Origin of the sequence: Catellatospora bangladeshensis (assembly GCF_016862575.1) — a bacterium.
In the GTDB taxonomy this organism is placed as follows: Bacteria; Actinomycetota; Actinomycetes; order Mycobacteriales; family Micromonosporaceae; genus Catellatospora; species Catellatospora bangladeshensis.
This window is the reverse complement of record NZ_BONF01000017.1, coordinates 182,660-194,312: the sequence shown is the minus strand read 5'-3', so window position 1 is coordinate 194,312 and position 11,653 is coordinate 182,660. Positions and strand designations below refer to the sequence as shown.

Sequence of the window (11,653 nt, the reverse complement as noted above, 5' to 3'; positions counted from 1 at the left end):
TTGGCGGGCGTCCGACCAGGTTGCGTTGGTACAAGCGCCGCTGGCGTTGTGACGAGCCCGGCTGCCGGCGTGCGTCGTTCACCGAGGCCGTGGCCGCTGTCCCTGCCCGCAAGCGGCTGACCACCCGGCTGCGGTCGGCCGCCGGCGCGGCAGTCGCCGACGGTGGGCGCACGATCGTGCAGTCCGCACGAGATCACGACGTGTCGTGGCCGGTGGTGGCCGCGGCGTTCACCACACACGCCGCCGCGGTGCTGCCCGACCAGCCGCAACCAGTCGAGGTGCTGGGCATCGACGAGGTCCGCCGGGGCCGGGCGCAGTGGGAGTTCGACGAGGTCACACAGTCCTGGCAAACCGTCGCCGACCGCTGGCACGTGGGATTCGTGGACCTGTCCGCCGGGCAGGGCCTGCTCGGGCAGGTCGAGGGCCGCACCGCCCAGGCCGTGGCCGACTGGCTCCTGGCCAGGCCGAAAACGTGGCGTACGCAGGTGCGGTTCGTGGCCATCGACATGTGCACGGTGTTCAAGTCCGCGATCCGGCAGGCGCTGCCCCACGCCCAACTCGTCGTCGATCACTTTCATGTGGTGCAGCTGGCCAACGCGACGGTGACCGAGGTCCGCCGCCGGGTCACCGTGCAGGTCCGCGGTCGGCGTGGCCGTAAAGGCAATCGCGAGTGGGAGCTGCGCAACCGGCTGACTTGCTCAGCGGCCCGGATGGCCGGTGACCAGGTCGCCGAGCTCGAAGGCGAGCCAAGGCCCGACCGGCGCGGATCGGCGTGCCGATCCTGGCGGCATGGAACGCCAAGGAGGACCTGCTCGAACTACTCGCACTGGCCCGCACCGACCCGAACCGTGAGGACGTCGCCGACCTGCTCTACCGGTTCTACTGCCGCTGCGCCGAGTCCGGACCGCCCGAGCTGGAGCGTCTGGCCACCACGGTGCAGACCTGGTAGCCGGAGATCCTGGCGTTCATCCGCACCGGGATCACCAACGCCGGCTCCGAGGGCACCAACCGGGTGATCAAGACCATAGGCAGGGACGCATACGGCTTCCGCAACCCCGTCAACCAGCGGCTACGCACCCACTGCGCCACTACTCGGCGCACCCGCGGCCACCTCGACCTCCGCTAACTTCGCTGAGCTCTCATGACCCCAGGCCAGCGGAAAGCAGGATACGCACGCTCACTAGATGATCAAGTTCGACCGTGTCTGTCTCACGCCACGCATCCCAGCCGTCGCCACGCTTGGTGCGCTCAACCACCTGCGAACAATCCAGGCAACGCCGAAACTCCCGCGTAAGGATCGTTCCGTCATCGCGACGGCTGCTCGAGCCGACCGACTGCGCCGACAACTCACCACCGCACAGCGGGCATCCTTCGTGAGGATCAGCCTGCGGCACCGCCTTAGCAGGACGTGGTTCGGACGCCCACCGTCCGGGAGGCAGCAGCGCCCACAGGCGCGGCAGCCGCTCGGGGGCGCGCTCGGCGTCGCCGGCACCGGGTTTCCAGTCCGGCGGCAGAACCTCGCCAGACCCTGCCGACTCAGGGCGGGCATCCAGCGCTTCCCAGAAGGCGTCCTCGTCGCCGCCGCTGATCCCTGCGAACGCGGACGATGCTGCGAAGAGCAGGTCTTCGCTGTAGAGCGCCATCCGCTCACAGCGACCCTCGGCGATGTCGATGACGACGGGGTGACCGGCGAGGGAGTCGGGGTCGGCGAAGATCTGCTCTACGGTCCGGCGCCCCAAGCCGACGAGCCCAGCCCTGAATGACGAGAAGGCGTCGTCGGAGATGTAACCGGTGATGAGCTGACACGCGACGGCCACCTCCCACGTGTCCAGCCGCGCGATCACCTCGCCCAGGAGGTCGTCGAAGTCGAGGATCTCGTCGCGCGACAACGTCATCAGTCGCGCCACCAGCGCTTCGGCAACCGCGGCATCATCAAACGGACCCGTCGCAACGCCCGCATCGTCACGCGCCCGATCCACGATCCGCCAGAACTCGTCGATCTCCACCACGACAGTATGCCGATCACTCAACTCGGGCGCGCACCAGCCACAACCGCGAAGACGTCGCCGATCTGCTCTATCGCTTCTACCGCCGCTGCGACGAGTCCGGTCTGCCCGACGTGGAGCGTCTGGCGACCACCGGCCGAACCTCGTAACCGGAGATCCTGGCGAAACCCGTCAACGCACCCGCTGCGCCACGGCGCGCCTACCGTGGCCACCTCGACCCCCGCTAAATTCGTTGACCCCGGATAGTCCAGGATTTTCAACTGCCTCACGAGATCATGACACACAGTCCCGGGAGCGGCCACGTGATCGTGGGATGTGTGCACGAACTCGTCGCACTGCGCCTGGGTGCCCCGTAGCCGTCGTCGGCATGTACAGGGCCGTCCCTGGCGGCGGTGTGCTCTGGCGTGCAACATCAGGCGGTGGCCGTCGGCTTCCCGACACCGGCGGCCATGCCTGACGGCGGGCGCGGTCTACGCCGCGGCACGCCGATCGACGACGATGATGGAGTGAACCGATCGGCGAGGAGGGATGGCGTGCCGACTGCTGTACAGCCGGACACCAGTCCCGACGCAGTGGTCGTCGTGCCAGGCATCATGGGCAGCGAACTGGTCGACGCCGAGCATGGGCGGCAGTTGTGGGGCCTGTCGGAGCCCGGCTGGTATGTGCGCGCGTGGACCCGCCCTGCCTCGCTGGACGCGCTGGGCGTGACCGGACGCGAACGTGACGGGCACGTGGGCCGCGTGCGTCCGGTGGGTCTGCTGCGGGCTCCCGCTTTCGCCCCGGTGCTGCGTGGCGCCGAACCGTATACGGCTCTGCTGTCGGCGGTCAGCCGCGTGGTGCGGCACCCCGACGCCGTCATGAGCTTCCCGTACGACTGGCGGTTGCCGGTCGCGCACACTGGACCGCTGCTCGCGCAGGCTGCCGAGCAGCATCTGTATCGGTGGCGGCGTCACCGTGCGGGCAGCGCGGGCGCGCGGCTGGTGGTAGTCGCCCACTCGATGGGCGGGCTGCTGTCCCGTCATGCTGTGGCGCATCTCGGCGAGCAGGTGCGGGCTGTGGTGACGCTGGGGACGCCGTTCGCGGGGTCGCCCAAGGCCGCCGTGATGATGTCCGTCGGCCGGGGTGCTCCGCTGCCGCTGCCGTACCGGCAGCTGCGCGACTTGTGCCGCACGATGCCTGCGATGTACGACCTGCTGCCTGCCTTCCCCTGCGTTCACCGTGGTGAGGACGTCACGATGCTGACGAGAGCCGACGTGGAGGGGTTTGGCGCCGACGGCGATCTGTTCGCGCAGGCTGTGGTGGGTCGGCGGGAGGTCGGCGAGATCCCGGCCGGGCAGGTGCGGACGGTGATCGGTGTCGCCCAGCCCACTGTCCAGGGGCTCGCTGTGGCCGAAGGGCTGGCGCAGCCGCTGTTCGTGACGGCGTTGCGGTCCGGGGGCGGTGTCGGGTTCGCCGATCGGCGTGGCGACGCCACGGTGAGCCGCGAAGCGGCCGGGGTGCCGGGGGTGCCGGCAACGTACCTGGCGCAGTCGCATGGGGCGCTGCCGCGTGCGCCGGAGGCGATTCAGCACGTCTGCGCGGTGATCACCGAGACCACTTTGGGGCAGCCGCTCGGCCCGCTGGGGCCGGGCGTTGACGTGCCGGAGATCGTCACCGTGGGGGAGCCGTTCAGCATCACGCTCACCGAGCCGCACCCGGGGGCATCCTGCCGGATAGTCGACACCGCCTCCGGCCGGCCCGTCGCCCACCCTGTGATGCGCGGTGGCAGCGGCGTGTCGGTGCTGTCCGGGCCGGGCCTGTTCCGGGTCGAGGTCAAAGCCGGTGGTTCTGACACCGTCACCCAGCTGCTCCTGGCTGTCGTGCCGTGACCGCCCCGGACGGCGCGTTCGACATCGTGGCCTTTGGTATCGGCGACTACCTGCGCCATCCGCCCCTGCGTGAACTGGACGGCGAGCTGGCGGCCATCGGCGAGCTGCTGAGCGAGGTCGGTGGAGCCGACGTGGACTGGCCGGTCCCGGCCCGTCGGCGGACCAAGGCCGAGGTGGTGCGGCGGCTCGGCGACTGGGCACAGGGCCGGGCGGGCCGCAGCTCCGTCCTGCTGTGGGTGGGGCACGGCGAGTCCAACGACCAGGAGGCGTGGCTGGCCGCGTACGACACTGCGCAGCCGATGGACGACCTGACCGCGATCCGTCCCGACGACCTCAGAGCTGCGGTCCTGGCCGAATGGCGTTCCCGTGCGCAGCACGGCGACGACAACTGGACCGTACTCGTCATCGAGGCCTGCGGCGGTTTCACTTTCACCTGGCAGCTCGCCCAGCTCGTCTACGGGATCCGGCCCGACGGGCCGCAACGGCTGGCCATCGTCGGCGTCGGCGGAACCGGCAGGAGCTACCTCGGGCAGTTCCGCCGCGCGCTGGCGGCCACGCTCGCGATGCCGTCGATGACGGACAATGACTCCGAGATCCGGCTGGACGACCTGGTCAGCAGGGTCCAGCGGCGGCTGCCGGACGGTCACGTCGTGCCGATCGGGCTGCATCTGGCCGCCCCGCTGATCCGGCGGGAGCGGACTCTGACCCAGCCGGTGACCGCACCTTTGGACATCTACGCCGAACTGACCGCGGCGCTGGCCCGGCTCAGCCCCGACGAGCGCGGGCACTTCCTGCCCAAGGCGCAGGGCGCCGAGCTCGGCGAACTGGCCTGGTACTTCTGCGGCCGGGCGGCCGAGCGCCGTGAGATCAGCCGGTGGCTGCGTGAGCGCACGACGGGCATGCTCGTGGTCACCGGGCCGGCGGGTTCAGGCAAGTCCGCGCTGCTGGGCAACATCCTCGTGCACGCCAACCCTGACCTGCGCGCCCACCTGGGCCGCACGGTCATGCTGGATGTGCTGCCGGAAGCCGAGCAGCCCCCGGACAACCCGTTCGACGTGGTGATGCACCTGATCGGCATGTCCGTGCCCGATGTCGTCGTACGCATCGCCGACGCCGTCGGCCTGCAGCTGCCGCCCGGCGGTGACCGGGACACGGGATGGCTGCTGCGGCACCTGGCCGACCATCCGGTCACCGTCCTGGCCGATGCCCTCGACGAAGCCCACGATCCGCAGCTGATCGCAGCCACGGTGCTGCGCGGCATCGCTGCCGTGCCCGGCAACAGGGTCGTCGTCGGCACCCGCCGGTCCGGGCGCGAGACCATCGACGATCCCGCAGAAGGCCAAGACGACCTGGTCCGGGCCCTCGGCGTGTCGCCGGACGACATCCTGCTGGTCGATCGCGATCCGCAGGCGATCGCGGCGTACGTCGCCAGCCGGCTCAGGGCCGCACTCCACGAGCCGGACCCGGCTGTCCTGGACCAGGTCGCCAGGGCGATCAACGGGGGCGGCCGGCAGTTCCTCTACGCGCGCCTGGCCGTGCACGAGATCATCGCCGGTCCGCAGTTGCTGCAGCCGCACAGACGTGAGGACCTGGGTCGGCTGCTGCGCTCCGACCACCGCGGCCTGTTCGCGGCCGCGGTCAGCCGCCTGGTCGCCGCGTCGCCGCGCAACGGCCCGCTGCTGCGGGCGCTGTCGCTCGCACACGGCCGGGGCGTGCCACGCGCGGACCAGGTATGGGCTCTGATGGCCGAAGCGCTCAGCGAACGCGGCGACCAGATCGGCGAGCAGGACGTCGACGACCTGCTCACCCGTGCCGCGGCCTACGTGATGCTGGACGCCGAGGCGGGACAGAGCGTGTTCCGGCTGGCCCACCGCACGTTCGCGGAGTTCTTCCGATCCGGGCCGCCGCGGTGACCGAAGGTCCGCAGCGGACGGCAGACGAGCATCTGCGCATCGTCAGGGCGCTACTGGCGCAGGAGCGGCTGCTGCACTCGCCGTACGTACGCCAGCACCTGGCGCGGCACGCTGCGCTGGCGGGCCCTGACGGTTGGGCGGCGATCGCGGCCGACGGCCGAGCGTTGACCGTGCTGGATCAGATGTCGCTGGCGGCCGGTGCCACCACCAGTGCGTTCCACGGCACTGCGCTGCCTGCCGAGCTGTGGGGAGTGATCTTCGGTGCGGACAGGCTGCAGCGGGTGGCTCCGGCCGACCGCACCGGCGTGCGTCAGCTCGCGACCGCCATGGCGCTGGGCCAGGTCGAACATGCGACGCCGCCGGAGGCTGGCGCGGCGTGGTCGGTACGTGCCGCGCATGTGACCCCGCGCATACGGCTGGTCAGGCAGTTCGCTGCCGGGGTGATCAGGACGCGGTCGCTGGCGGTGCTCAGCGGGCAGTACGACCACGACATGGTGCTCGCCGGCGACGAGGACGGGGTCCTGCGTCTGCTGGACCCCGATGACGGTACTGAGCTGTGGCGGGTCGACACCGGTCATCGCGGCGAGATCCGCTCGGTGTCGGTGCTTTCCCGGCCCGGTGGCGCGCTGGTGGCTACCGGTGGCGCGGACGGGCAGGTCATGCTGTGGGACGCGGTCACCGCATCCCGGATCCACCCGCCGCTTCTCGGGCACGCCAAAGGTGTCAACACCACGATGTTCCTGCGCCTGCCCACGGGAGCGGACCGCCTGGTGAGCGCAGGATACGACGGTGTGGTCAGGTTGTGGGACCCGGACACAGGCCGGCTCGCCGGCCCGGCGCTGCACGGTCACCACCGGTGGCTGGGCGCCGTCACGGCCATCGCGAGCGACTCCGGTGCGCCGATGCTGATCACTGCGGGAGGTGACGGCACCATCCGGTCCTGGGACCCGTCGGAGCACCGTGAGACGCTGACCCTCCAGCCGCACATTCCGTCGCTGTTCCCGCTGGAGCGGTGGGCCGCCGTGTCGTTCACCGGGGGTGACGGGCAGCCGCTCACGGCGATCAGCCACAACGCCGACATCGAGATCTGGGACCCCAGAGCTCCGGGCAAGCCGATCCGCGCGCTGGTCGGGCACACCGGCAACGTCTACTCGATGGACGTCTGGACCGCCCCTGACGGCACCGTGCTGATCGTGTCCACAGGATTCGACAGCACCGTCCGCATCTGGGACCCCAACGGCGTGGGCCAGGTGGGCCAGCCGCTCTACGGTTCGGGCCAGCCAGTGCACGCGGTGCGGGCCTTCGCCGACGGAAACGGCCGCACGCTGCTGGTGGCGGCCGGCGAGGACAGGACCGTACGGGTGCTGGATCCGGCCATGGTCCTCGTGGACAACGACCGGATATTCGACGAACGCACCCAACCGATCCGGGCCGCGACGTTGCACAACCCGCACCCGTACGGCGTGGTGCATCATTCGGTGACGTTCACCGGCCCGGGCGGGCGGACCTGGCTCGCGACCAGTTGCGGCATGGGGAACATCGCCGTCTGGCACCCTGATCGGCCGAACGCGGCCGAATACCTGCTGCAGGCACCTGCACCCGTCAACAATCTGGCCGTCCTGCCGGATTCAGGCGGCATGCGACTGCTGGTCGGCTCCAGCCAGGACGGCGAGCCGAGAGTGTGGCATCCGCATCGACGGTGGCGCCGAACCGCACCGGTGAAGCTGCTGCGCAGCTCGCTTGGCGAGCCGGTCCGTTTACTGCAGACCTACCAGAACCCGTCCGGGCAAGCGTGGCTGGCGGCATGGACGGGCGAGCGCATCCTCGTGTGGCTCGCCGCTGACCTGGATCATCCTGTGTGCGCGATAGACGAGCAGCGCCCCGTGCGAAGCATGGCCTTCATCGACGCCGAAGACGGGCTGCTGCTGACGGCGTACCGGGTCGATGACGGCGTGCTGACCGCCTGGCGGCTTCCGGCCGGCGAACCGTGGTGGGAAGCGCCGGCCAAGAGTTCGTCGGTCGTGACGTTCCGCGCCGGGAACGGGACGATCCGGATCGCCACCGTGAACCACGACGGCCGTGTGTGCATCTGGGACCCGCGTTCGGCGGAGACGATGTCGCGACCCCTGCACGCGTGGGGAGCGGCGACTGATGACTGGGTGTCGTGCCTGTGCCAGTGGCGTGTCGGTGACCGCACGTGGCTCGTGGTAGCCAGGGGGCAGGGGCACATCGAGCTGCTGGATCCGGCCGACGGCACGATCGGTCTGGTCATTCCGGCCGAGCTGCCCGACGAAGGCGCAGTCGCCTGGAACGGTGGGCTGGTACTCACCGGTATGCAGGGCTGGGTGCTCATCGAGCTGGCAGTCGGTCACGGCCGTCTCGCGGCGGTGTGCGGTGAGGTGAAGTAGAACGGTCGCACGTGTACGGCGGTCTCGGCGTCGGCGCCGATCGAGCGGAGCAGGTTCCGTTGCCAGGACCAGATCGCCGCGGCGATGACGTCCTCGGCGAACCGGAGCGGGTCGCCCGCCACATCGCCCGCGGGTGCCGAGTTAGAGCCGGGACGCGTCGAGCAGCGCGGCAAGGTCGCGCTCGTCCACACGCTCGACGACCCGCCACCCCTGCACTGACGGGCCAGCGAGCAGGCGGTCAGTAGCGAAACCCTTCGTCGGACTGTACCGCCATGCTGCCCAGCGCGTGATCTCCACACCCCGACGTCTGGAATGATCGTTCGGCTAGACAAATTCTCAAGTTTGTCTTGTCAAACCTTCTGGTGTTGCCCATGATGGCAGAGTGCCGCGCGAGTCCATAAGCGACAGCCTTGCGGCGCAGCTGCTGCGTGGCCGGATGTCGTCGGAACGCAGCGGCCCACGTCCTCGACATGAGGGGTAAGCAGATGCGGATACGCGCCTACGACGCGATCATCACAGGAGCGCTGATACTGGCTGTCACAGCCTGCGCCGCCAAGCAGCCAACGCCACCAGGGCCGCCCACTCCGTCGGCACCTGCGTCGCCGCAGCCACTGGGGCAGTCGCCCGACGCCCGTACGCACGCCGTCGGCATCTACGTGGAGATGTGGCGGGCCTACGAACGCGCCCTGGCCGAGGGCAGCGCCGATTCGCCGTTCCTGGCCGAGTATGCCGACGGTCCTGCTCTGCTGCTGCTGAGCCGGGCGGTGCGCTCGACGGCGGCAGCCGGGCTGCGCGGCTCAGGCGCGACCCTGCTGTCGCCGAAGGCCACCGGCGTTCACCCGATGGCCGACCCGACACGGGTCACGGTCAGCGACTGCATGGACACTTCTGCCACGCGTGTGTACCGGTTCGACGGCAGCCCGTACGCCGACGCCCCCGGTGGCCGCAGGCAGATGACGGCCTCAGTCGCGCTATCGGCCGACGGCAAGTGGCGCGTCAACCAGATCCGCCTCGAGCAGGTGGGCTCATGCTGACCACGACCAGCCGCAGGCTGCTCACAGCCGCGCTGTGCCTGGCCGCCGCGTTGACCACCGCTCTCGGCGGAGCACGCACAGCCAGCGCGGACGCCGGTGGCGCAGTGACCTGCGACGGCGAGCCGCGCCCGCAGGAGTGCACCGTCGTGGTGATCGTAGTTACCGGCAACGGCGGCACCGGGGCAGACGGCCGGATGCGCTGCTGGCTCAACGGCGAAGAGGTCGCGTGCTACGACCCGGACTTCGGGTGGCTGCACCGCGACGGCTGCCGCTACCGGCGCGCAGCCGTCCAGGACCCACCACCGCAAGCCGGGCCACGGCCCGGCGCGTGGTATGTCCGCAGCTGCGCCATCGGCGGCGGCATGGGCAACTCCCGGGTGTGGTTCGCCGACCGCGATGCCCCCGGCACCGGCCCCCTCATCGCCACCGCGCTGGCGGCGCTGCGCCCACCGGTGCCGACGGTGCGGACCAACCCGGGCCCGCCAGCAGTCCCCATCGTGCACGTGCCGACGTGGTTGTGGGTTGACGCGGTCACCTGGCGGCCGGTGCCGGCGACCGCATCGGCCGGCGGGGCGTCGATCACCGCGACAGCGACCCCGGTTTCGGTGGAATGGCTGCCCGGCGACGGCAGCCGCCTGCTCTGCACCGGACCGGGTCTGGCATGGGCAGGCGGTGACCCGCTCGGGTCGTCGGCGTGCTCGCACGCCTACACCCGCGCCTCGGCTGCCCTGCCCGGCGGCGCCTTCGCTCTGCAGGCTGTCGTCACATGGGAGGTGACCTGGGCGGGTGCCGGCATGTCCGGCAACGCCGGCACGATCACCACCACGGCGACGGTGCCGCTGGTGGTCGCCGAGGTGCAGGGGCTCAACGTCGGCGGCAGCCGATGACCCACACCCCGCCCGCCATCACGCCGCGCCGGCTCCCCGTCGCGCACCTGCTCGCCGGGTTGCTGCTTATCGCGGTCTGCGTGCTGCTGTCGCTGCAGGTCTACGGCCGCGTCGACGACCGGACCAGCGCGCTGGCCGCCGCCCGCGACGTCCCCGCCGGGCAGGAGCTGACCGCCGCCGACCTGCGCCAGGTCATGGTCGGCGCCGACGGCGGCGTGCACCTCGTCCCCGCCACCGACCTGGAGAAGGTCGTCGGCCGCCCGGCGGCGGTGCCACTGCACGCTGGGCAGCTGCTCGCCCCGTCGCAGCTGGGCCCCAGCACGTGGCCGCCGCCCGGCCGCGCCCTGATCGCCGTAGGCGTCGGCGAGGCACACCTGCCAACCGGCGTCGTCCCCGGCGCACAGGTCAGCATCATCGCCACCGCCAACGCCGCAGCGGGCAAACCGCCGCCCGCCGCGCCAAGCGCCAGCACCGCGACGCCCGGGCAACCAGCTCCGCCAGCGGGCCCAGCCTCACCGGTGATGCATGTCCGCGGCACCGTCGTCGCCGTGACGACCGCCGCCGAGCAGCCCGGGTCAGTGGTCACCGTCCTCGTCGCGGCCGCCGACGCCCCGCTGCTGGGCGTGCCCCGCAGCACCGACGTGGCCGTCATCGTGTGGGGAGCCGCCTGATGCTCGTCGTCGTCGGCAGCCTCAAAAGCTCACCCGGCGCCAGCACCCTCGCGCTAGCGCTCGCGGCGACGTGGCCTGGCGGCCAGCCCGGACCGGTGCTGCTAGAAGCCGACCCCGCAGGCGGCCAGATCGGCGCCTACTGGCAGTTCTTCGAACTGCCCGGCCTCTGGTCGCTGGCGCAGGACCTTCGCCGGGGCAACGCCTGGCGTGCCCGCGAGCACGCGATCCGACTGCCGATCGGTGTCGACGTCGTCGCCGGGCAGGCCCGTGACAACGGCCGGGCCGCTCAGGTCGCCGCCGACCGGTCGGGTGCGATCCCGACCGCCGACGTCGTCATCGCCGACGTCGGGCGGCTGGAACGCGGCGGCGCATGCGGCGGGTTCCTGGCCGCCGCCGACCATGTCATCATCGTCGCCCGCCCCGTCGAGGCCGAGCTCGCGCTCGTACAGGGCCACGCCGATGCGGTCAAGGCCGCGACCGGCGGGCAGGTCTGGCTGGCCACCGTCGGCAGGGGACCGTTCGGCAGCGGCGAGATCCTCGCCGCCGTCGGCATGCCGCACCTCGGCCAGGTCCCGCACGACCGGCTCGCCGGGCCGCTGCTGCGCGGCGAGCGGTGGTCGCGGCACTGGCGGCTGTTCGGCCTGTTCCGCAGGGCCGCGCTGCTGGCCCAGGTGCTGCACGAGGCCGGGCCGCTGGTCAAACCGGGCCCCTACGACCTCGACGAGGTACCTGAATCCGCCACCGGCACCGCCGCCTTCGCCCCGTCCGGCGGTGAGCCGGCGGCCGGCTTCGACACTGAGGAGGACCGGTGGCGCATCCTGCCCGTGACCTGACCACCACCGCGAGCGCGCATTCTGACGGCGGGC

Annotated in this window: 8 protein-coding genes and 1 pseudogene; 8 read left to right on the top strand and 1 reads right to left on the bottom strand. The window is 71.3% G+C overall.

Going from position 1 to position 11,653, the window contains the following annotated elements; translation table 11 throughout:
• Positions 1–1,126: pseudogene (locus Cba03nite_RS40725) on the top strand (ISL3 family transposase); the annotation flags it as partial.
• A gap of 13 nt (positions 1,127–1,139) precedes the next feature.
• Here Cba03nite_RS40725 and Cba03nite_RS17080 read toward each other — a convergent pair.
• Positions 1,140–2,006, bottom strand: a complete 867-nt coding sequence (locus tag Cba03nite_RS17080; protein WP_203746868.1) for a DUF4240 domain-containing protein — start codon at positions 2,004–2,006, stop codon at positions 1,140–1,142.
• 419 nt (positions 2,007–2,425) lie between these two features.
• Between Cba03nite_RS17080 and Cba03nite_RS17075 the strand changes: the two genes are divergently transcribed.
• From Cba03nite_RS17075 to Cba03nite_RS17045, 7 genes are all read left to right on the top strand, one after another.
• Entirely contained in the window at positions 2,426–3,874 is a 1,449-nt protein-coding gene (locus tag Cba03nite_RS17075; RefSeq protein ID WP_203746866.1) for a lipase/acyltransferase domain-containing protein, read from the top strand.
• A complete protein-coding gene (locus Cba03nite_RS17070; RefSeq protein WP_203746864.1) occupies positions 3,871–5,787 on the top strand; it encodes a P-loop NTPase family protein in 1,917 nt (638 codons plus the stop codon). The genes Cba03nite_RS17075 and Cba03nite_RS17070 overlap by 4 nt, the downstream gene beginning before the upstream one ends.
• Positions 5,784–8,195 carry a WD40 repeat domain-containing protein gene (locus Cba03nite_RS17065; RefSeq protein WP_203746862.1) on the top strand — a complete coding sequence of 804 codons (2,412 nt, stop codon included), beginning with the start codon at positions 5,784–5,786 and terminating at the stop codon, positions 8,193–8,195. The genes Cba03nite_RS17070 and Cba03nite_RS17065 overlap by 4 nt, the downstream gene beginning before the upstream one ends.
• A gap of 485 nt (positions 8,196–8,680) precedes the next feature.
• Positions 8,681–9,229 carry a hypothetical protein gene (locus Cba03nite_RS17060; RefSeq protein WP_203746860.1) on the top strand — a complete coding sequence of 183 codons (549 nt, stop codon included), beginning with the start codon at positions 8,681–8,683 and terminating at the stop codon, positions 9,227–9,229.
• Complete coding sequence (locus tag Cba03nite_RS17055) at positions 9,223–10,116, top strand: hypothetical protein (protein ID WP_203746858.1); 894 nt, start codon at positions 9,223–9,225, stop codon at positions 10,114–10,116. The genes Cba03nite_RS17060 and Cba03nite_RS17055 overlap by 7 nt, the downstream gene beginning before the upstream one ends.
• Positions 10,113–10,787, top strand: coding sequence for an SAF domain-containing protein (locus tag Cba03nite_RS17050; RefSeq protein ID WP_203746856.1), 675 nt, complete (start codon positions 10,113–10,115; stop codon positions 10,785–10,787). The genes Cba03nite_RS17055 and Cba03nite_RS17050 overlap by 4 nt, the downstream gene beginning before the upstream one ends.
• Positions 10,787–11,620 (top strand): hypothetical protein, encoded by an 834-nt coding sequence (locus tag Cba03nite_RS17045; protein WP_203746854.1) that lies wholly within the window; start codon positions 10,787–10,789, stop codon positions 11,618–11,620. Before Cba03nite_RS17050 ends, Cba03nite_RS17045 begins: the two co-directional genes overlap by 1 nt.
• Positions 11,621–11,653 lie beyond the last annotated feature (33 nt).